Annotated in this window: 24 protein-coding genes and 1 pseudogene; 15 read left to right on the top strand and 10 right to left on the bottom strand. The window is 41.0% G+C overall.

The window, feature by feature from the left end:
• Window positions 1–51: 51 nt before the first annotated feature.
• Window positions 52–666 carry a LysE family translocator gene (locus PGH07_RS01705; protein ID WP_289412164.1) on the top strand — a complete coding sequence of 205 codons (615 nt, stop codon included), beginning with the start codon at window positions 52–54 and terminating at the stop codon, window positions 664–666.
• 42 nt (window positions 667–708) lie between these two features.
• Here PGH07_RS01705 and PGH07_RS01700 read toward each other — a convergent pair whose 3' ends face one another.
• Together PGH07_RS01700 and PGH07_RS01695 are read right to left on the bottom strand one after the other, a co-directional pair.
• On the bottom strand, window positions 709–1,272 hold the full coding sequence (locus PGH07_RS01700; protein ID WP_289412163.1) for a hypothetical protein: 564 nt from the start codon (window positions 1,270–1,272) through the stop codon (window positions 709–711).
• Between the two features lie 52 nt (window positions 1,273–1,324).
• Window positions 1,325–1,528, bottom strand: coding sequence for a hypothetical protein (locus PGH07_RS01695; protein ID WP_289412162.1), 204 nt, complete (start codon window positions 1,526–1,528; stop codon window positions 1,325–1,327).
• Between the two features lie 109 nt (window positions 1,529–1,637).
• Here PGH07_RS01695 and PGH07_RS01690 point away from each other — a divergent pair, with 109 nt between their 5' ends.
• Complete coding sequence (locus tag PGH07_RS01690) at window positions 1,638–1,919, top strand: hypothetical protein (RefSeq protein WP_289412161.1); 282 nt, start codon at window positions 1,638–1,640, stop codon at window positions 1,917–1,919.
• On the opposite strand, the gene PGH07_RS01685 is transcribed toward PGH07_RS01690, so the two are convergent.
• From PGH07_RS01685 to PGH07_RS01660, 6 genes and pseudogenes are all read right to left on the bottom strand, one after another.
• Complete coding sequence (locus PGH07_RS01685; protein WP_289412160.1) at window positions 1,892–3,076, bottom strand: NifS family cysteine desulfurase; 1,185 nt, start codon at window positions 3,074–3,076, stop codon at window positions 1,892–1,894. The genes PGH07_RS01690 and PGH07_RS01685 overlap by 28 nt on opposite strands.
• Before the next feature lie 221 nt (window positions 3,077–3,297).
• Window positions 3,298–4,515: an ATP-dependent Clp protease ATP-binding subunit ClpX gene (gene clpX / locus PGH07_RS01680; protein WP_289412159.1), complete on the bottom strand. Its 1,218-nt coding sequence runs from the start codon at window positions 4,513–4,515 to the stop codon at window positions 3,298–3,300.
• A pseudogene (locus PGH07_RS01675) lies at window positions 4,512–5,114 on the bottom strand (ClpP family protease); the annotation flags it as partial. The pseudogene PGH07_RS01675 and the gene clpX, both read right to left, overlap by 4 nt.
• A gap of 103 nt (window positions 5,115–5,217) precedes the next feature.
• Window positions 5,218–6,063, bottom strand: a complete 846-nt coding sequence (locus PGH07_RS01670; protein WP_289412158.1) for an SIR2 family protein — start codon at window positions 6,061–6,063, stop codon at window positions 5,218–5,220.
• The gene (locus PGH07_RS01665) at window positions 6,063–6,530 is read right to left on the bottom strand and encodes a hypothetical protein (protein WP_289412157.1); all 468 of its coding nucleotides are present in this window, start codon (window positions 6,528–6,530) and stop codon (window positions 6,063–6,065) included. Before PGH07_RS01665 ends, PGH07_RS01670 begins: the two co-directional genes overlap by 1 nt.
• A 10-nt stretch (window positions 6,531–6,540) precedes the next feature.
• Window positions 6,541–6,978 carry a hypothetical protein gene (locus PGH07_RS01660; protein ID WP_289412156.1) on the bottom strand — a complete coding sequence of 146 codons (438 nt, stop codon included), beginning with the start codon at window positions 6,976–6,978 and terminating at the stop codon, window positions 6,541–6,543.
• Between the two features lie 256 nt (window positions 6,979–7,234).
• Here PGH07_RS01660 and nifB point away from each other — a divergent pair, with 256 nt between their 5' ends.
• From nifB to PGH07_RS01625, 7 genes are all read left to right on the top strand, one after another.
• Entirely contained in the window at window positions 7,235–8,653 is a 1,419-nt protein-coding gene (gene nifB / locus PGH07_RS01655) for a nitrogenase cofactor biosynthesis protein NifB (RefSeq protein WP_289412155.1), read from the top strand.
• Window positions 8,654–8,760: 107 nt separating this feature from the next.
• Window positions 8,761–9,876, top strand: coding sequence for a hydroxymethylglutaryl-CoA lyase-like TIM-barrel protein (locus PGH07_RS01650; protein ID WP_289412154.1), 1,116 nt, complete (start codon window positions 8,761–8,763; stop codon window positions 9,874–9,876).
• A complete protein-coding gene (locus PGH07_RS01645) occupies window positions 9,867–10,691 on the top strand; it encodes a GNAT family N-acetyltransferase (protein ID WP_289412153.1) in 825 nt (274 codons plus the stop codon). Before PGH07_RS01650 ends, PGH07_RS01645 begins: the two co-directional genes overlap by 10 nt.
• Before the next feature lie 210 nt (window positions 10,692–10,901).
• Window positions 10,902–11,129: a FeoA family protein gene (locus PGH07_RS01640; protein ID WP_289412152.1), complete on the top strand. Its 228-nt coding sequence runs from the start codon at window positions 10,902–10,904 to the stop codon at window positions 11,127–11,129.
• Between the two features lie 130 nt (window positions 11,130–11,259).
• Entirely contained in the window at window positions 11,260–11,454 is a 195-nt protein-coding gene (locus PGH07_RS01635; RefSeq protein WP_289412151.1) for a CCE_0567 family metalloprotein, read from the top strand.
• Window positions 11,455–11,517: 63 nt separating this feature from the next.
• Window positions 11,518–11,784 (top strand): hypothetical protein, encoded by a 267-nt coding sequence (locus PGH07_RS01630; protein WP_289412150.1) that lies wholly within the window; start codon window positions 11,518–11,520, stop codon window positions 11,782–11,784.
• Between the two features lies 1 nt (window position 11,785).
• Window positions 11,786–13,285 carry a GNAT family N-acetyltransferase gene (locus tag PGH07_RS01625; RefSeq protein WP_289412149.1) on the top strand — a complete coding sequence of 500 codons (1,500 nt, stop codon included), beginning with the start codon at window positions 11,786–11,788 and terminating at the stop codon, window positions 13,283–13,285.
• Window positions 13,286–13,368: 83 nt separating this feature from the next.
• Here PGH07_RS01625 and PGH07_RS01620 read toward each other — a convergent pair whose 3' ends face one another.
• Window positions 13,369–14,178, bottom strand: coding sequence for a formylglycine-generating enzyme family protein (locus PGH07_RS01620; RefSeq protein WP_289412148.1), 810 nt, complete (start codon window positions 14,176–14,178; stop codon window positions 13,369–13,371).
• 354 nt (window positions 14,179–14,532) lie between these two features.
• Here PGH07_RS01620 and PGH07_RS01615 point away from each other — a divergent pair, with 354 nt between their 5' ends.
• Together PGH07_RS01615 and PGH07_RS01610 are read left to right on the top strand one after the other, a co-directional pair.
• A complete protein-coding gene (locus PGH07_RS01615; protein WP_289412147.1) occupies window positions 14,533–16,143 on the top strand; it encodes a cation:proton antiporter domain-containing protein in 1,611 nt (536 codons plus the stop codon).
• 88 nt (window positions 16,144–16,231) lie between these two features.
• Window positions 16,232–16,510: a SemiSWEET family sugar transporter gene (locus PGH07_RS01610; protein WP_289412146.1), complete on the top strand. Its 279-nt coding sequence runs from the start codon at window positions 16,232–16,234 to the stop codon at window positions 16,508–16,510.
• 160 nt (window positions 16,511–16,670) lie between these two features.
• On the opposite strand, the gene PGH07_RS01605 is transcribed toward PGH07_RS01610, so the two are convergent.
• Complete coding sequence (locus tag PGH07_RS01605) at window positions 16,671–16,955, bottom strand: hypothetical protein (RefSeq protein WP_289412145.1); 285 nt, start codon at window positions 16,953–16,955, stop codon at window positions 16,671–16,673.
• Between the two features lie 24 nt (window positions 16,956–16,979).
• Here PGH07_RS01605 and nifH point away from each other — a divergent pair, with 24 nt between their 5' ends.
• From nifH to nifK, 4 genes are all read left to right on the top strand, one after another.
• Window positions 16,980–17,885 carry a nitrogenase iron protein gene (gene nifH / locus PGH07_RS01600; RefSeq protein ID WP_289412144.1) on the top strand — a complete coding sequence of 302 codons (906 nt, stop codon included), beginning with the start codon at window positions 16,980–16,982 and terminating at the stop codon, window positions 17,883–17,885.
• 173 nt (window positions 17,886–18,058) lie between these two features.
• Window positions 18,059–18,436 carry a hypothetical protein gene (locus PGH07_RS01595; protein WP_289412143.1) on the top strand — a complete coding sequence of 126 codons (378 nt, stop codon included), beginning with the start codon at window positions 18,059–18,061 and terminating at the stop codon, window positions 18,434–18,436.
• A gap of 26 nt (window positions 18,437–18,462) precedes the next feature.
• Entirely contained in the window at window positions 18,463–19,935 is a 1,473-nt protein-coding gene (nifD, locus tag PGH07_RS01590) for a nitrogenase molybdenum-iron protein alpha chain (RefSeq protein ID WP_289412142.1), read from the top strand.
• Entirely contained in the window at window positions 19,935–21,482 is a 1,548-nt protein-coding gene (nifK, locus tag PGH07_RS01585) for a nitrogenase molybdenum-iron protein subunit beta (RefSeq protein ID WP_289412141.1), read from the top strand. The genes nifD and nifK overlap by 1 nt, the downstream gene beginning before the upstream one ends.
• Window positions 21,483–21,650: the final 168 nt, after the last annotated feature.

Here is a 21,650-nt window from a genome sequence, read left to right as displayed (position 1 = left end):
CAAAGAAGGAGACTATGCCATGATCCCAGAAATAAGTAAAAGTACAACTGTATGATGCTTGAATCATTGATCGAAGGATTTTTGCTGGGAGTAGGTGCAGCGGTACCGCTTGGACCTATCAATATACTTTTGATGAACCGTGCTCTTAGGAATTATCCACAAGCAGTAATTACAGGTCTTGGTGCTATGAGTGCTGATGCATTGTATCTAAGCTTGATACTCTTTGGTATGATACAAATGCTGCAAGGGGGCATCCTCTCTTATCTGCTATCACTTGGTAGTATCGCTTTTCTTTTCTTTTTGGCATACCGTATTTATCAGGACAGAAACCGTCATCTGTCATCTGAATTTAAAGAGGATAGACAAGCAAAAAGGTCTGTCTTTCTGCAGGGACTTTTTCTGACATTGGTCAATCCTTATACGCTGGCGTTTTGGTTGAGTATCGGAAGTTATACGACAAGCAAAGAACTTGATCCTATGATGACACTTATAGGCATGTTTAGTGCGATAGTACTATGGGTCACATTGATACCGTATTTTGTTCATAGGTCAAAACACAGAATTTCTATGCGTGTCAGATACATACTCAATGTTTTTTCATCGATGCTGTTGCTAGGATTTGGTATCTCTTTGATCGTTGAGATGATAGACTGGAGACTGTTATAGAATAGAAAAAAGAAAGTTTGGAGCAGGGGGATGCTCCCGGTGTTATACTGCACCGAAAAGGATTTTTCCCTCACTGCTTTGAAGCGCTTTGATATCCTCATAGCTTTTGTCGCTGATTCTAAGTGTGGTACTTTTGATCTCACTATAGACTTCATCAATCTTCTCTGCAGGACTTAGCTTTTTCAAATCACCCTTAGAAAGGTCTGCATGGTCAAGCAGTTCATTCCATACTGAACTCTCATCCAAAGCAAATGCGTAGAATGTAAATCCTTCGTATTCAAACTTCCCGTTTGCATCAAGGTCTGTAACAAATAGGAGATAAAGCCCATCCGGAGAGAGTACCTCTTTGTATCTTTCAACAAACGGTTCGAAGAAATCAAGTGTCTCAAGTTCACAAGCGATAAAGTCGATCTTGTCAGAGTTCGATGTGAGGATCACTTGTGTTGCCGTTGCTTTTGGCGGAAGCTGTTTATCTGCAGATAGTACTTTTCCTGGTGTGATCACGAGTGATCCTCTATATGCATATGCACATTTATCTGTGTTTTCGTTGAACGATGCCTGCCATTGCAGGTTATTGTCGTAGATGAAATTTTGTACGTTTGACATGGTGTTTACTCCTAATAATGTTGTGCTAATAGAGATGCAAAAACGATTCCATCTATTCACCCAAAAAGCTACCATATGGTTCATCATTGTTCAATGTTGCAGGATCGATCTGGATAGAGTCGATGATGAGGGTATCTCTTTGTGATGGAGGCAGGCGGAGCATGAGACGTTCTTTGGCCTGTGTTTCCTCTTTGGCCTCGATTCTATAGGTACGTTTTTGTTTTCCATCAATACGGATATCTATAATAAAGATCACGACTTCTCCTTTCAGTTAGAAAATATCGGAATGGGTTCTATCTTGTTAGATATTTTGGAAGATACAGCCTTCCGTAACAGTCACCGGGGCGTATACTTCTATAGGTTCTATGGACATTCATACCTGTCTGCAGCGAATACTTCCCAAAATTCGTAGTGATATTGCAGTCGTCTATCTTGATGATCTCAATAGTACGGATGAAGCATTTATCGTTATTGTTCTGTTGAGCGTATTGCTTTCGATGGTGATGTACCCAAAGCAGTTTGGTTCCGGGTCTCAAAGTCTTTACAATAGATTCATTCCACTCACGAACTACACCAAATTCGGCGAGTTCGGTATCAGTAATATTGCGGTATTTTCTCATTATCCTACTTCATTTGTATATGCATAAGTAGAAGAGATGGAGCGTAGACGCTCTGCAGCCTTGATAAATGCATCAATAACATAGTCTATCTCATCTTCAGTAGTAAATCTGGAAAGAGAAAGTCTCATAGCCGTATGTGCAAGCTCAGGATCTTCACCGATAGCAGTCATTACCGGATTGGCTTCAAGTGATTCAGATGCACAAGCACTTCCTGTAGAAGCAGCGATCCCTTTTTTGTTCAGATCCCAGAGCATTGCTTCACCCTCTATCCCCTTAAGAGAAATGAGTAGGGTATTTGGCGTACGCTGCTCTCTTGGTCCAACGATGATCGTATCCGGGATCGTTGAGAGTGCATCTTCCAGTTTATCGCGCAGTCTTCTTACTTCAGTGTTCATCTTTTCAATATGTCCTGCAGCCTGTTTCATAGCCAGCCCCATACCTACGATAGATGCGACATTGAGTGTACCGGCACGTTTTCCTCCCATCTGCTCACCGCCATGCAGAAGATTCGGAAGGTTCTTGCCTTTTTTGACGTAAAGTCCGCCGATACCTTTGGGACCATGGAACTTATGTGCAGAGAATGTAAGGTAGTCAACATCGACTTTAGTAAGATCTACAGGGACTTTACCTATGGCTTGTACCGCATCTGTATGGAAAAGTATCCCTTTCTCTTTGGCAAATTCACTTACTTCTTCAACAGGGAAGATCATACCTGTTTCGTTGTTTGCCCACATCATGGTGATCAGTACGGTTTTGTCCGTGACCGCATTTTTGATATCTTCAGCTTTGATCCCTCCGTTTTCATCGACATCCACATAAGTCACATCCACAAGACCGTTGTCACTTAGAAAATGCAGAGTTTCAAGTATACACGGGTGTTCAACTGAAGTTGTAACGATGTGGTTTTTCTCAGGATTTTTCAGAATGTGTTTGAAGTAAACCCCTTTAATGACAGTATTGTTACTCTCTGTCGCACAAGAAGTGACAAGAATGTCATCCTCATCAGGTACGTTCAGTGCATCATACATATATCCCAAAGCTTCATTCAGGTGTGGGCGCACTTCCATACCGTATTGGTGTAGAGAGTTTGGATTTCCGTAGAACTCGCCCAAAAACGGCTGCATCTTCACAGTAACCATTGGGTCGATTTTTGTAGTAGCATTATTATCAAGGTAGACTCTCATTTTTGTATCCTTTTGTATTTAGACTATATTTGTCTGATTGCAAGTTTTGTTCGAGAAGCGGTTAATTCTGCAAAAAATTTAAAAATTTTTGAAAAATTATCCTTATCGAGCAATAATGGTTGAAATAGTTTGAGTTAAAAGTGTTGCGAAAGAAGGATTTGCAATATCCTTTTTTTCAGTTGAATAAATATTATGGAATAGAAATCTGTGAATCAAGAAGATCACGCCTCGGCGTTCTCTTCTTTGCTTTTATAGGTAAAGATTGGTTCCTGATTAGGATCTTTGATCACTGCTTCTGTAATGATACATTTTTCTAGACCCTCTTTTGAAGGACAGCTGTATTGAAGCGGCAGCATCGCTTCTTCGATGATCCCTCTTAGACCACGTGCACCGACACCTTTATCTATCGCTTTTTGTGCGATAGCTTCAAGCGCTGCTTCTTCAAACTCGAGTTGGATACCATCCATCTCAAAGAGAGCTTGGAACTGTTTGATGAGGGCATTATCCGGTTCTCTAAGGATCTGAACCATCTGATCTTTTGTAAGTTCTTTGAGTTGTGCGATGATCGGTATACGTCCGATGAACTCAGGGATCATCCCGTAATGTACCAGCGCTTTTTGATCGACTTTAAACTCTTTCATTTCTGTTTTTTGTACTGAACCAAACCCGACCTTATTGGTCTTTTTGGTATGCATATCCGGAACAAGTCCTACAAACGCCCCACCACATACAAAGAGTACATGTGTCGTATCAAAGAGTACGGTCTCAGTGGTAGAGTTCTTACGGCTTCCTTTGACCGGTACGTAGACCTCTGCACCTTCCAGAATCTTAAGAAGTCCCTGTTGTACCCCTTCACCTGATACATCTCTTCCCATGGTAGAACTTTCGCTCTTTCTGGCAACCTTGTCGATCTCATCTATATAGATGATACCTCTTTGTGCCAGTTCTACATCGTAGTTTGCTGCTGCAAGCAGACGTGAAAGGATACTCTCAACATCCTCTCCGACATAGCCTGCCTCAGTTAGAGCTGTAGCATCTGCAACGGCAAAAGGAACATTCATGATCTTTGCAAGAGATTTTGCAAGCAGTGTCTTACCGCTTCCTGTCGGTCCAAGAAGCAAAATGTTACTTTTTTCCAGTTCTACGTTGTTGTAGATCGGATTCTCGATACGCTTGTAGTGGTTATAGAGAGCCACTGCAAGGACTTTTTTTGCATCTTCTTGACCGATAATATACTTATCCAGGAAAGATACGATCTTTTCAGGTTTTGGAAGCTGTGCATGCATCGACTGTTGTTGTTCATAGCGTACCTCTTTTTGCAGGATCGTTGAACAGGTTGAGACACATTCATTACAGATATTGGTATTTTCCGATGAGAACATTTTTTTTACTTCACTCTGTTTTCTCCCGCAGAATGAACAGGTTTTTTCTTTACTCATGCCTTATCCTTTGAGCTCATTTGTGAGAGTATTTGATCTGCAAGACCGAACTTGATCGCTTCTGTTGCTATGAAGTAGTTATCTCTGTCACTCTCTTTTTCTATCGTTTTGATATGCTTACCCGTCGCTGTAGAGATGATCTTATAGAGACGTTTTTTCAGGCTGATGATATGGTTAGCCTGTATCTCGATATCACTGGCCTGACCTGATGCCCCGCCCAATGGCTGATGGATCATCACTTCAGCATTGGGAAGGATATATCTATGGCCAGGCTCGCCGCAAGTAAAGAGTACGGCTGCCATAGATGCTACCAGCCCCATGCCGTAAGTATATACCGGAGCCGAGATCAGCTGCATCGTATCAAGTATGGCTAATCCTGCCATTACCGATCCTCCGGGAGAACTGATATACATATGGATAGGCTCGCTGGAGTCTTCTGCTTCAAGGTAAAGCAATTGTGAGACGATGATACCCATCATATGGTCATCGATAGGTTCTGTGATCATAATAACCCTGTCTCCCATCAGTTTGGAAAAAAGATCGAAGTATCGCTCTCCTCTTGGTGAACGGTCCTTTACCGTTGGTATGTATGGCATAGTTGACTCCTTTTTATATTTAAGATAACGCTTTCAAAGCAAAGCTTCTCAAGCTACATTAACATTCGCACTGCTGCTTTGGACTTCTTACTGTCACTTTTTATCACTATACAAACGCTTTCGTGAATTCTTCCAGTGACATATTTACCAGCTCGATGTTATGCTTTTCTAAGAACTTCTCTTCTCTTTTAGTAAGCTCTCCTCCTTTGACAAAGTAGCCTCCTTCAAGATCGATCGTAAGTTCATTGGCAACCATCCTGTCCGTATCACGGTCAAAGGCTGTTCCTAAAAAAAGATACTTTTTGGTCTTTCTGTATGTTTTCAGTACAGAAGGCACTGCAAATCCACCCATCGCTTCAGTTAGCCAGTCTACATAGTCGGCATCGGAAATCACAAAGCTTGGTTCCGGAAGCGGTGTACCCATAGGTTTAAAAAGGATTTTTTGGGCATCATCAAGTGCTTCTTCATCCACCTGAAAATACTTTTTGTTTTCCAGATCCCATTCGAAGATCTCATATCTGTAGTCATTGTCCAGTATTCTGGATTTCCCTACGATCAGTGTATGAGGCTCATACGCAAGCAGTTCCTGTACCTTGCCGTCACGGTTCGTATCGATGATATAACGCGGCTGCATATTGATAAGGGCTTTATGAAGTTGTGTCGGGTTGAACTCTTTGGTGTAGATCCAGTTCATCATCTGCTGGATATAGTCAACGCCTCTACGCTGTTCAAGGTGCATTGCTGCCCTCGGGTACTCAAACATCAGCCTGTCACTCATAGCTCTGCCGTTATTCATCATCAAGATCATGGAGTCTGAGTCATAGGGCATCTGTTCACCCTCTTTAGTTTTCGTAGCCTCGAAAATACCCATACCGAAGTAGGGTACTGTGGTTTGGTTTCTTAGTTCTTTTTTGATTGTTTCGATAGTATCATTCGTTGTAATTGCAGTCATTAATGGCATCCTTTCCCTGTATAGCAGGTTTTTGCTGCAGCGATCTTTCTAAGCAGCGTATCGTGATTGAAGGAACTGCTGATATCTTTTGGATATTCATCATAAAATATCGCTCCGTCCTTAGATATAAGCATGAGTGATTTTGTAAACTCACCTTCGAGTACATCTCCTTGCAGTCTGAGTCCATACCAGTCTCCAAACTCACCTTCTTTATCAATGAGAAAGTCCATATGTTCCAAGTGCGGGTTTGCATGCTGCCCGTTTGCAACGACAAGATGGCACTCTATCTCATTTTGCTCTTCTTCAGAGAGAAAGGTGTCGATCATGTGCAGTTCATCTTTCACCGTTTTATTGATAAAAGGTACAGCAATGATCAACTGTGTTTTACCGTTTTGTCCGGCAACACTGTGTGCAGTGTTTTTCTCATCGTACATCGTAATCTTTTCAGAAGCGTAACCTATATCCATGGGAATATCCTCAAGTTCTAAAGTGTATGTGTTGTAGTGTACTTGCAAGTGAGACTCCTAAAATAAAATTGATAATTGCAATATGAGTTGAGTGTAAAAAAGGAGAGATCTTATAGATATTGACCCCTTTTTCCTGTAGTGATTTGGTCATGGTGTCACAAAAGTGATCCGCAAGGACATAATCGCAACTTTTCATTCTATGGCTCAAAATATAGTGTTCTGTGATGTGTTCCATCGTACATTGAGCAGGATCGCAGATACCATAGTTTTCAAAGCGTTCCTGACTCAAACTTTCTTGGCAGCTGTATGGATTACTGATAAGATCTACACAAGTACAATAGACATTCGGATCAATATGATCTATCTTATACACTGCAAAGAGCGGTGCTTTAAACATATTGTCATGAAATACATCTGTCTGGTTTTTGACCGGTACCAATATTCGCATCATCTCCGCCTTTCATAAGTTATTGGTAAGACTCATGCAAATTGTATTCCACCATGAAAGAGAGATAAAAGAGTACAAAAACACAAGTCATTCCATTTTCATTCAAAAAACTACAAAAATGTAATTGTTGGTGTATAAAGTTGATTGCAATGACAGGGTTAAGGCTAGAACACATCTTGCAAATGTTGCTACAGAGATGATACATAGCTACATGATGCGCGATCATTCTGAATATATATATAAAAAGGAGAATTCTATGAGTTGTAGTTCGAGTAATCCGGCAGAAAAATTTATGCCTGAGGATATTCAGGAAAAGATTCATAACCATCCATGTTATTCTGAAGGAGCGCACCACCATTATGCACGTATTCATGTTGCGGTAGCTCCTGCATGTAATATACAATGTAATTACTGTAACCGTAAGTATGACTGTTCTAATGAGAGCCGTCCTGGAGTAACCAGCGAAAGGCTGTCTCCTGAAGAATCGGCAAAAAAAGTAATGTTTGTGGGTGGTGAGGTACAGCGTCTGAGCGTACTAGGTATCGCAGGCCCGGGTGATGCACTTGCAAACCCGGAAAAGACATTTAAGACCTTTGAACTGGTTAGAGAGAAAGCCCCTGACTTGAAACTTTGTCTTTCTACTAACGGTTTGGAGCTTCCAAAATTTGTCGATGAGATGGTGAAATACGACATTGACCATGTAACAGTAACGATCAACAGTGTTGATACTACAGGAGAGATCGGTTCTCAGATCTATCCATGGATCTTCTATAACAATAAACGTTACTACGGAAAAGAAGCAGCACAGATCCTTTTGGAGCGCCAGCTTGAGGGGATGAAGAAGTGTGTTGAAAACGGTATCTTGATCAAGGCAAACTCTGTATTGATCCCTGGTATCAATGACAAACACCTTCCTGAAGTAGCTAAAAAACTTAAAGAGATCGGAGTGTTCCTGCACAATATCATGCCGATTATCTCAGAGCCTGAGTATGGTACGAAATTTGCGTTGGATGGTATCCCAAGTGCAACTGACCAAGAACAGATGGAAGTACAGGAAGCCTGCGGTATGGATATGAAGCTTATGCAACACTGTCGTCAGTGTCGTGCTGATGCAGTAGGGCTTATCGGTGAGGATAGAGGTCAGGAGTTCACGAAAGATACATTTGCAAACATGACTTTTGATGATCTTGAGATCAAATATGACCTTGAAGGCCGTAAAGAGACTCAGGCGAAGATCGAAGAGTTCAGATTCTTCCTGGATAAAGCGAATGAGCGTGTAAGAAAAGAAAAAGAAGATCTTAGTAGTGACGGTCAGACTATCCTTGTTGCAGTTACGACTGCAGGTGAAGGTATGATCAACCAGCACTTTGGTTCGGTCAAAGAGTTCCTGATCTATGAAGCCGGAGACAGAGGTATCAGATTTATTCATCACAGAAAAGTAGATTATGAGTACTGTGCCGGCCCTGATGGAGCTAACCCGATCGATGGCATTGTGGAAAAACTTAAAGACTGTAAGTTGATCCTCACAGCTAAGATCGGTGGATGTCCTCAAGATGACCTCGCAAAAGCAGGACTGATCGCAGATCAAAGTTACGCTTTTGAGCCTATTGAAGCTTCAGTTCTTAAAGCGACACGTAAGTACTTCAACCTACCTGAAGAACTAGAGGCTAATTAAGAAGTTTATGAAAGGCACTGGCACCTTTGGCACTGCGCTAAGTTCTCCTCAGCGCAGCCCAAAGCAGCTTTGCTTTGATGGTGAGTAAATCAAAAGGAGAAAGAGAAATGGCATGGATCAATGATACAACGTTAAGAGATGGTGAACAAGCACCATACGTTGCTTTTAATACCCATGAAAAGCTTGAGATCGCACAGGGGCTAGTTGCATGTGGGGCTGATGAGCTTGAGATTGGTATCCCTGCAATGGGAAGCAGAGAGCAAGAAGATATTAAAGAGCTTTTATCGTTGGGACTTGATGCACAGATGATGACATGGAACCGTGCACACATGCTTGATCTTGAAGCCTCCTTATCTTGCGGTGTCAAGGCCGTTGACCTTTCTATCCCTGTTTCAGATATCCTTATCGATGTTAAGTTTGGCGGTGATAAGGAAAGAATGTTCAGACAACTTGAGGAAGTTGTAACAGTAGCAAAGAAAGAAGGTATTTATGTCTGTATCGGAGCAGAAGACTCATCCCGTGCTTCACTGCCATTTATAGAAGAGGTGATGAGATTTGGTAAAGCACTGAATGCAGATAGATTTCGCTACTGTGATACGGTTGGCATCATGACACCTTCTAGAACATTTGATACGATCAGTCATTTAAGCCGTCTGGACCTACTGCCTATCGAGATGCATACGCACAATGATTACGGTCTGGCTAATGCCAATGCTTTGAGCGGCCTTGATGCAGGAGCGATCTCTGTCAATACTACGGTAGTAGGGTTGGGTGAGAGAGCAGGAAATGCTTCTTTTGAGCAGATCAGTATGGCACTTAAACATCTTTACCGTGAAGAGAGAAATATTGATGCAGTAGCAATGCGTGCTTTGATAGATACAGTGACCAAAGCAGCCAATATGTACCTCGCTCCCAATGCACCTATCGTCGGTGAAAGGCTCTTTGCCCATGAAAGCGGTATTCATGCAGACGGCATGATGAAACATGGAAGTGCCTATGAGCCTTTTGATGCTGATGAAGTGGGAGGGCACAGAGAGTTTCCTATCGGAAAACATTCAGGTACCTCTACGATCATGTATCATCTTAAAGCATTGGGAATTGATGCTGACAAAGCATCTCTCAAAAATCTCTTACCTTCTATCCGGGAGATCGTTACCTCTCGTAAAAGAGTTTTAGAGGGTGATGAACTACTTCATCTTTATAGGGATAGCGTATGTTTATAGGCTGGTTAAAGTTCAATGATGTCAATGATCTTGTGACGATTGCCAATGATGTAGGCTGGCTGGTTGATAGCTACCATATTAAACTGATGATCATGCATTCTCCTCATCTATGCTATGGAGCATATGATGAGGGTAAACTTGTAGGGGCTATTATGGCTATCGAGTTTGAACACAGTGCACAGATGAAATACTTTATGGTAAAACCGGAATATCAAAAACAAGGGATTGGCAGACGTTTGGCCGATACTTTGATCGATGTGCTCAAAAGTGACTTTCAACGTATCTATGTTCACTCAAATCCTTCAATGGTTCCTTTTTTTGAATCATTCGGTTTTGAATCCCAAATGGAGATAGGACGTTTTGTCAATGTAGGAAAAGTCCCGCCGTTCAATTTTACCAATGCCCATGCCAAGGAGCTTGATAGCGGTAATTTCGATGCGATCATTGCAAAGATAGATAAGGAAACTTTCAATGAGGATAGACTTGACTTTCTTACTGATGAGATGGAACGTCACAGTTCTTTGAAGTTTGCACTGCAAAACGGTTTTCAACATTCAAGTGTGGTGAATGCCAGACAGGTTTACCTTGGACCGTGGCAGGTAAGAGACGGACATGAGGATGAAGCCGAAAAAATGATGAAAGGTGTGTTGTATTTCAGAGGATTAAAAAAAGTAGTTGCTGATGTACCAATGGGCATCAAGCATGTGGTTGACCTTTATGAGCGTTACCATTTTCAAAACAAACAACGCTTTGTTCATATGAGTTATGGCGGCAGTGATATTCGTTTTGAAAATATCTATGCATTTTCATTATAAAGGACGTCAAATGAACAAAGTCCATTGGACTACGCAAACGCTGAGTTAGCCTCGGCGGCTAGCCCCCCCCGCACTTGTGCTTTGGACTTCTTATGCTAAGAAGTCTTGAAAAGATCTATACTTTTTAAAGTCTTTTATTTTTGTACCAAATTGCAAGAATGATTTTTGCATTTATAAAATAAATAGACCAAGATATCAGGAGATGAGAAGATGTTGTTGAATGAATTGAATGTTGGAGAAGAAGCGGTGATCGATGCGATCAATGTAGGTGGTTCTTTGAAGAGTCGACTCAGCTCGCTTGGGCTTGCTGAAAGACAGTCTGTATGTGTCAAACATTACGGCTTGTTCAAAAGCACGGTTCAGGTGATGACGGAGAGTTCATTCATTGCACTTCGCAAATCTGAAGCTTCTTGTATCGAAGTTCACAAGATTGTTTAGAATACTTTTTGTAAACAAGAATTACAGAGCACAAGGTGCGTGGGGTAGCCGCGGAGGCTAACTCAGCGTTAGCGTAGCTTGAGAAGCTTAGCTTTGAAAGCGTCATTTAAATAGTAAAAAGGAGAATGAAATGTCAGAAGAAACAAAAGAATTGAAAAAAGAGTTGGCAAAGCTAAAACGTATGGCAGTGGAGATCGCATCAGAGATCCATGATATTGTAGAGGATACACTTTGGACAGATTATGACAAGATGCCTGAACTGAGCCAAAAGCTTGTTGCAGCTGTCTCTGAAGCAAATGCATTTAAAACAGAGAATGGACTGTAAGCCAAAGTACATTCTTTTTGGCAGTTTCGGGCCAAGACAATGCATATACGGTAAAGGATCAGTGTGAGCAGCAAAGAAGAGATACTCCGGATGCAGATCTGTGAGTGTGGAGAAAAGAGCGTAGCACAGGCGATCGATATCTTTCAAGATACATCTTTGCCTTTTAAAAAAGCAAAAAAACTGGTCACAGAATGCAACAAAACCTGTTGTCGTACTGCTTTGGTAAAACTTTATGATATGCAGCAGTTTGGTAAGTATGACTATAATGAGATAGAAATGCTGATCGAAAATCGTTTAGAGCGTACAAGACGCTTAATTGAAGGAGAGTAGGGTGAGTAAAAAGAATTGGATGGATCTTAAAGCATGGCTTTTTAAACATAAGGCTATCGATGACTCTATCTCATCACCCCAACAGATCAATCGGCTTGATTTGAGTGGCCTTTCTCTTAGTGAACTTCCTGAAAATTTTGCGGTATTAAGTGAACTGATCGCTCTGAATCTTTCCAACAATCAGCTTCAGTCTCTTCCTCAGTCAATGGAATCTATGACAAAACTGAGTAACCTTGATCTACGAAGAAACCACTTTAGTAAGCTGCCAAAAGTACTTTCATCTTTGCCGCTCAGCTCACTTAACCTCAGTGGGAATATGCTGGATGATGTGAGTGAGATTAATGAGTGTAGTGATCTTCGTGTGCTTGATTTGAGTGTTAATGCTATTACAACCATGGATGGTGTTTTAAGCAAAGGCAATGAGTTAAGAACCCTGAATCTCTCTTGTAACTATCTAAAAGATGTGACAGATCTGCTTGCAATATTGACAAACACACAGCGTTTGGACCTCTCTGGAAATATGCTCACTCAAATCCCTGAGACAATCGGAGAAATGGGGAGTCTTGTAGAGTTGAAGGTATCAGATAATATGTTAGAACATATCGATGACAAGCTTTTTACACTTGGGATTGATTCACTTGATCTATCTTCCAACAAGCTATATTGGATAAGGTTACAGGGGATGGAAGAACTTGGAAACATAGTGCTGGACTTTAATCCTATTAAACATATCGAGGTGAGTGATGACTTTGCACCTTACCTTGAAGAGTTCTCATGTGACGGATGCGGATTGAAGAGTTGGGTGCCATTGAAATCCGAGCATCTAAGGGTGTTATGCTACTCCTCCAATGAACTTATGAAAATACCCGATGAGATCGGTCACTATACCAAACTAAAAGAGTTGGATATTGACGGTAATGAGATCGTTGATCTTCCCGATAGCTTAGCCAATCTACTAGAGCTAAAGACACTCTATATCGACGGCAACCCATTAAGTATAGGAGCAAGAAAAGTGATAGATATACTTCAACCTGAGATCTGCGATATTCATATGAAAAGAGGGATCACGATCGAAAATGCAAAAGAAGAGGATTTAGAAGAGATGGCGCATCTGCTTAGTATCCTTTTTGCGATCGAACAGGATTTTGAGATCAATTATGATAAGCAGTATGCAGGGATTAGCAAACTTTTTCACTCTCAGGGAAAAGAGCTTTTGGTTGCCAAGCATGAAGGACAAGTAGTCGGCATGGTGACGATGCAGCGTCTGATCTCAAGTGCAGAGGGTGACTACATCGGACAGATCGAGGATCTTGTCGTCAAAGAGGACTATAGAAAGATGGGGGTGGGAAGCCGCCTGATCAACAAGATGAGAGCCATTGCCCTGGAACATGGCTATAAGCGTATACAACTGGCTGCAGATGAAGATAATGCCAATGCACTAAGATTTTATAGCAGACGGGGTTTTCATCAGACACATTTGAAGATGTATCACTACAAATAAAAGAAGCGAAAAGACCCGGAGAGTAACAAAACACTATCCCGTTTCATCCCCTAATACAGCTTAGGGAAGAGAGAAGTACTTTTTTAGGGTAATGTTCTTGCTATACGGAATCCTATATTATTGTCATAGGCATCCGGAGCAAGGTTTCCACGCTTTGCAGAACGTGAGTAATCCGCTGTGTTCACCCAGCTTCCACTGCGTACGACTTTAGGTATTGTTCCATCAGCAAGTTTATAATCCTCTTGGCCGTATTGTTGAGCATAATTTGTATCTGTCCATTCCCATACATTGCCGTGCATATCGTATAAGCCCCATGGGTTTGGCTTTTTTTGTCCTACAGGATGTGTCTGTTTTCCTGCATGGTTGTAACCGTACCATGCATACTCATCCAGTTTGCTCTCATCGTTTCCGAAACTCCATTTTGTTGTAGTTCCGGCACGTGCAGCGTATTCCCATTCTGTTTCGCTTGGAAGATAATAGACGTTTGTCCCTTCCAGTTCATTGAGCTTTTTGATAAATTTTTGAGCTTTGTCCCATGAGACATTCTCGACAGGATTGTTACTGCTGTCATATCCCAGTGTTGTACTATTAAAATCGGAAGGGTTGTTACCCATTACTTTGTTGTACTGTTGCTGGGTCACTTCGGTCGTTGCCATATAGAAGGCTTTGACACTCTCCTCATGTAACGGCGTTTCATTCTTGTTCAATTGTTTCATGCATATTGTATTTTCGTTTCTAGGAGTATCAGGGTTATCCTTTGGACAATCTACTGTTATCCTGCCCATTTTGAAACTCCCCTCAGGTATTTTGACAAAAGTCATTCCGATAGAGTTTGTGATCATCTCTGCATTTAATAGGGTAACTGTACATAAAAGCAACAGTCTTTTTTTCATTTCTGCTCCTTGGTTTGCTGTTCAGAGTGCTAGTTTATCAGTCCTTTACTAATCATGTATAGAGATTTTTGTTTTATTAGAAATTAGAATTTTACAAATGATCTAATTATGCAAAGCACTGTTGAACCGCTGATCTCATTCACGTTTTTGTATCTTATTTATTTTATAAATTGTATTAGTGATTGGAATGGTATAGTATTTTAATTACAAATTTATAACTGTAGGGAATACCGGAAGGATATTTCTTTATGAGATTATCCCAAGATAAAGGATCATTGAAATTAAGTCGCCAAGTGTATAAATTATAGACAATAACATTGGAAAAAGTATCCAAAGATTGTTTATAATATCATCATGGAAACTTTATTATTAGCAATCTTTGCCACTATCTTTTTAGCGACTCTGTTGAACATTGTATTCAAACGCTTTAACATTTCGCATATTGTCGGTTATATCTTTACAGGTACGATCATCAGTTATCTCTTTGATTTTAACACGATCAAGATCGATGCACTTGATCTGGTAGGCGAATTCGGTATCGTATTTTTGATGTTTACCATCGGGTTGGAGCTCAGTTTTGACAAGATCAAAAAGATGAAAGATACGCTTTTGGTCACCGGTGCGTTGCAGATGATGCTAAGTTCGCTGCTCTTCTTTATACTGGGTTACTATGCATTCGGGCTGGATTTTATGACAGCACTTATTGTTGGATTGGCTTTTTCACTCTCTTCAACAGCGATCATCATGCCTTATCTTCAGGAGTCAAAAGATATTGTTACCCCTTATGGTAAAAAGGTTGTGGGTGTCCTGATCTTCCAGGATCTGGCAGTGATCCCTATCTTGCTTCTGTTGACCTTCCTATCCAATGATTCGGAAGTTTCTGTAATGGAGATAGCGGTCAAGACTCTTTTGGCGACGGTCTTTATCGCTGCATTTATCTACTTTGTCGGTGACAAGATCGTAGAAGCGATGCTGAAGTTTGCTGCAAATACCCAGCTTGAAGAGATCTTCCTGGGATCGATATTTGCGATCGTGATGGGGATGTCGATCCTGACACATGAGATAGGGTTTACCTATTCGCTTGGTGCTTTTATCGCCGGTGTACTTATCGCCGATACCAAGTACCACATGAAGGTCGAATCGGACATCATGAGCTATAAAAACCTGCTTTTGAGTGTCTTTTTCTTCAGTGTAGGTACGAAGATTGATATGGTCTATCTGGTCTCAAACCTTGATAAGGTAGTTTTCCTTTTCATCCTTGCAATGCTGACAAAGACAGCTGTGATGTATCTGATAGTGAGAAGAAATAACGACAAAAACACCTCTATCAAAACTGCCCTGGCTCTTTCACAGATCAGTGGATTTGCCTTCGTGGTGTTCGATATGGCGGCTACCCATGATCTCATCAGCAAGGATCTGGCAAATTTGCTGCTGATCACGATCTTTTTGACGATGATAGTGAGCCCGTTTATCCTGAACAACATCTATAAGATCTCTTCTTATTTTGAAAAAGAGTTCTATGAGTCGGACGTCATTACGCCGATCAACAAGAAAAACCACATCATTATCGCAGGGTTCGGTACACTGGGTAGGGCAGTGGCTAAAGACCTTCAGGAAAAGAACGTTGATTTCATCATCATCTCTGATAACCTCCAACACGTACTTCTTGCCAGAAGGATAGGGTTGATGGCGTACTTTGGACACCTCAATAAACGCACGGTTATGGAGTCATTGAAAGTGGAAGAGAGTTCAAGTATCATCTTAACGGTGCTGGGTGAAGTCAAAAAAAGTCTGATCTCGCAAGCACTGCTGGATTATGATGAAGATGTCAATATCGTTGTCAAAGTCGATACCGATGAAGAGCGTCACCATCTAGAGGAAATGAAACATATTGAGTTCGTCGATTCTAACCATGAGCTTTCTTCTCGTCTTGTTGAACTGTCGTTGAAACATTTGGAGCGGTAAGAAGCGACAACCAAACTTTATTAGTCTCCTTGCTTCACTGACTACAGTATGCTACACTGTGGTCATATCCAAGCAGTAAGGAGAGATCATGACGATCACACCGTTTGAAATGATGCTTATTACCTCCACGATTTTAGAGTTCAACCCAATTTTACAAACTATTAAGATCATAAAACTCAAAGAAGCAAAAGATGTCTCGATCTGGACCTATATGATCATCTTTATTATCGGTGTCATGTGGCTTGTATACTCTATACAGATAGATAGTCTACCGCTTATCATAGGAAATGCCATTAAAATCTTTGCGAGTTCGACAGTCATCATTGTCTATATGAGGTATCGGAAAGGAAGGTACTCAATAGATTAGGGAACCGACACTTTCCAAATCTACTGAAGTGGAATGTAGATAGCCATAGTGATTTCACCTATAGTGTAAAGATTCCATATAGTGAGTGATGATGCAAGGAAATATATTCATGGAGTGCTTCATCTAGATAGTTTTTTTTAGAGTATGATCATTCTATACATTAAATAGAATAAATTCCATCAAGCAATCCAGTGATATCCCTTGTTCTAAATAACCCCCTTATTTTACGGGGTGTATAAAATTTAATCTTTTTTTCTGCTACATTCCATCCAAATAAGCTACAAAAAAGACTAATTTTGTCTTCTTTTATAGATTGTGAGCCTTTTGCAAATCCCATTCCTACAAAATTGTGTTCTTTTTGTCGTTTGTATGATTTTGTACATACTTGTCGTGTCTTTGTCGCGAAAAAACCGGGAATGGATTGTGCACTAGTGTTTGTTGACATACGATTACAACATAAGGAGAAAACATGTCAGAACTTCGTCAAATAGCGTTTTATGGTAAAGGTGGGATTGGTAAATCTACTACATCTCAAAACACACTTGCATCAATGGCTCACTACTTTGATCAAAACATTATGATCGTAGGATGTGACCCTAAAGCTGACTCTACAAGACTTATTCTACACGAGAAAGCACAGTCTACAATCCTTCAGCTTGCTGCTGAAATGGGAACAGTTGAGGATCTTGAACTAGAAGATGCGTGTAAGCCAGGTGCTGGGATCTTTGCTCCGGACGCACCAGGTGGTTGGATTAACTGTACTGAGTCAGGTGGACCAGAGCCAGGTGTTGGTTGTGCAGGTCGTGGGGTAATTACTGCGATTAACTTCCTAGAGGAAGAAGGTGCATATGAAGAAGAAGGTCTAAACTTCGTATCTTATGACGTACTTGGAGACGTTGTATGTGGTGGATTTGCGATGCCTATCCGTGAAGGTAAAGCTCAAGAGATCTACATTGTTATGTCTGGTGAGATGATGGCAATGTATGCTGCAAACAACATTTCAAAAGGTATTTTGAAATATGCGAACACAGGTGGTGTTAGACTTGCAGGTCTTATCTGTAACGCTCGTATGACAGATAGAGAGTACGATCTTGCAACTGCACTTGCAAAAGATCTTGGAACACAAATGATTCACTTTGTACCAAGAAACAACATCGTACAACACGCTGAGCTTAGAAGAATGACAGTTGTTGAATACAGCCCATATTCTGATCAAGCACTTGAGTATAAAGAGCTTGCTAGAAAAATCATTGCTAACGACATGAAAGTTATCCCAACGCCACTTGAGATGGATGATCTTGAAGACCTTCTTATGGAATTCGGTCTTGAAGAAGAGGCTGATGAAGCAAATGTTGGTAAAGCAGCAGAAGCGTAAGAATCACTTTTCTACAAACAAGAAAAATAGATTCATGATAGCGGCATAAAGGTGAGAAAAACCTGCAGTCGCAGCAACACCCGATGTTTGAATTGCATGAGGGGATTTGCTCCTCATGCAAGGAACAATTCTCATAATGAAAAGAAAATAACAGAAAAAGTAGGAGAATATAAATGTTTTATTTAGGAATGCACTTCCCGGCAGATATGGGAAATTCACTTGACACTTCAGTAATAGTAGAAAAACTTGATGCACAAGTAGCAGAGCTTGGTATCGATGATATTAATGTAATTGAACTTGAGATGGGTTTGAGAGGTAAGGAATGTACTACTTTCACTTACACGAACAAAGACACATTTATGTTCAAAGCACTTGCAGCATATCTTAAAGACGATACATATGTAGGATCAAAAGAAGGTGAAAAGTATCTTGTATATACAAACAGATATCAAATCGCTGAGCTCTCTAAAAAACTTGATTCTGATGATGAAACAATGGCGCTTTGTAAAGTATTTGACTCTATGGAGCAATTCAGAGTTAAAGCGGCGTAATTGCCAATACAAAAGAGGAGAATACTATGGGTCCAGAAACATTAGAAGCAAAACAAAGAGCTGCGGTAGAAGAGGTACTTAAAGCCTATCCTGCTAAAGCTGCGAAAAACCGTGCAAAACACCTTGGTGTTGGTGCACCTGAAGACGAAAGTCAAAAAACATGTGGTAACGTCCGTTCTAACAAGAAGACAGTACCTGGTGTAATGAGTCAGCGTGGATGTGCGTATGCTGGTTCTAAAGGGGTTGTTTGGGGTCCTGTAAAAGATATGATCCATATCTCTCACGGTCCTATTGGTTGTGGTCAGTACTCAAGAGCTGGTCGTCGTAACTACTATATCGGTACAACTGGTGTAGATACATTCGTTACGATGAACTTCTCTTCAGACTTCCAAGAAAAAGATATCGTATTCGGTGGAGATAAGAAACTCGCTGTGTGTTTCGAAGAGATCGATGCTCTTTTCCCGCTTAACAATGGTATCACAGTTCAGTCTGAGTGTCCAATCGGTCTGATCGGTGATGATATCAACGCAACTTCTAAAGTATATGCGAAGAAAACTGGTAAAACTATCGTACCTGTAAACTGTGAAGGGTTTAGAGGGGTTTCTCAGTCATTGGGTCACCACATCGCAAACGATACTGTTAGAGACTATGTTTTTGATGCTGAAATTGAAACACTTGGCGAAGAGATCGCGCAGACAGACTATGACGTAGCAATCATCGGGGATTATAACATCGGTGGTGATGCATGGTCAAGCCGTATCCTTCTTGAAGAGATGGGTCTAAGAGTTGTTGCTCAATGGTCAGGAGATGCTACGCTTAAAGAGATGGCAGCTACTCCAAAAGTGAAGCTAAATCTTCTTCACTGCTACCGTTCAATGAACTATATCTCAAGACACATGGAAAAAGAATTCGGTATACCTTGGATGGAGTATAACTTCTTCGGTCCGACACAAACGATCAAGTCACTTAGAAAGATCGCTTCATTCTTTGATGAGAGCATCCAACAAAAATGTGAAGAAGTGATCGCTAAGTATCAACCCATGATCGATGGTGTTATCAACAAGTATAAGCCAAGACTAGAAGGTAAACAAGTAATGCTATTTGTCGGTGGTCTTAGACCAAGACACGTAATCGGTGCTTATGAAGATCTTGGTATGGAAGTAATCGGTACAGGATATGAGTTCGCTCACGATGATGACTATAAGAGAACAAAAGACGAGATCTTCAGATCAACTGTGATCTATGATGACGTAAACGAATATGAGCTTGAAGCATTCGTTAAAAAACTTCAACCGGATCTTGTAGCATCAGGTATCAAAGAGAAGTATGTGTTCCAAAAAATGGGTCTGCCATACAGACAGATGCACTCTTGGGATTATAGTGGTCCTTACCATGGGTATGACGGATTTGCGATCTTTGCACAAGACATGGATCTTGCAATGAACTCGCCAGTATGGGCACATAGCAAAGCACCATGGGATAAAGAAGGAGAAGCATAATGCAAGAAGTAGATAACATCGTAAACGGACAAAAACTCTTCCAAAGACCTGAGTACCAAAAGGTACTTAAGGACAAAAAAGAGTTCGAAGGCGGAATGGGTGCAATTGACCCTGCAAAAGTTGCTGAAGTAGCTGAGTGGACTAAGACTTGGGATTACCGTGAGAAAAACCTTGCAAGAGAGGCGATCACAGTAAACCCTGCTAAAGCATGTCAACCACTTGGTGCCGTGATGGTAGCACTTGGTTTTGAAAACACAATGCCATACGTTCACGGATCACACGGATGTGTTGCTTACTTTAGATCATACTTTACAAGACACTTTAAAGAGCCAACACCATGTGTTTCTGACTCTATGACAGAAGATGCAGCGGTATTCGGTGGTCTTGTAAACATGAAAGACGGTTTGAAAAACTGTGCGGCACTTTATAAGCCTGATATGATCATGGTTTCAACTACTTGTATGGCTGAAGTTATCGGTGATGACCTTTATGCCTTCGCTGTAGCAGCTAAAGAAGAAGATGGTGGAGAATACCTTCCAGAAGAATTCCCTATCACTTATGCACATACACCATCATTCGTTGGTAGCCACATTACTGGTTACGATAACATGATGCAAGGTGCACTTCAGCAGCTTACTGAAGGTAACAAAGGTGAGGAAACTGACAGCATCAACATCATCCCTGGTTTTGAAACGTATATCGGTTCAATCCGTTCAGTTAAACATATTGCTGAAGAGTTTGGTGCAAACTATGTAATGCTTGGTGACCACTCTGACCAATGGGATATGCCGGCAGGTGATTACCAAATGTTCGCAGGCGGTACGAAGATTGAGGATGCAAGAAATTCTATCAATGCAAAAGCAACAATCTCTCTTCAAAAGTATTCAACTGCTAAAACAATGAAGATGATCACTAAGCGTTGGAAACAAAAAGACAGTGCTGAACTTAACCCAATCGGTCTAAGAGGTACTGACGAGTTTGTTATGAAGCTTGCTGAGCTTACAGGTAAAGAAATTCCTGCTTCACTTAAAACTGAGCGTGGTAGACTTGTAGATGCAATGCAGGATTCTTATCCATATATGCATGGTAAGAAATTCGCGATCTGGGGAGATCCTGACTTCCTAATCGGTGTAGTTTCATTCCTTCTTGAGATGGGTGCAGAGCCAACACACGTACTTTGCCACAACGCGCCAAGAGGCTGGGAAGAAGAGATGAGAGCATTGCTTGATACTTCTCCTGCTGCAGCAGATTGTCATGTATGGGCTGGTAAAGACCTCTGGCATATGAGATCACTTCTCTTTACTGAGCCGGTTGACTTTATGATCGGTAACTCTTATGGTAAAGAGTTGATGAGAGATACAGGTACTCCGCTAATTTATATCGGGTTCCCTATCTTTGATAGACATCACCTCCACAGATATTCTATCAGTGGATATGACGGAGCACTTAACTTGTTGACATGGATCACAAACAAAGTGCTTGACCAACTAGACGAAGATACAAAAGGTATTGCAAGTACTGACTACTTCTTCGACCTTGTGAGATAAACAACGTAATCTTCCTTTCTCCTCACCTATTCAGCGGGTGAGGAGATACTAAAAACAATATTATTACATTGTTTTCTTTCTCATACTAAGAATACATATGTTTTATCCATTCAATAAAATATATGTATTTTTATTGCGTCCATTTTTTGGATGATAATTTTTTCTAAC

The organism is Sulfurovum zhangzhouensis, assembly GCF_030347965.1.
Lineage (GTDB): Bacteria > Campylobacterota > Campylobacteria > Campylobacterales > Sulfurovaceae > Sulfurovum > Sulfurovum zhangzhouensis.
The sequence above is the reverse complement of the archived record's forward strand: the minus strand, read 5'-3'. Positions and strand labels throughout refer to the sequence as shown.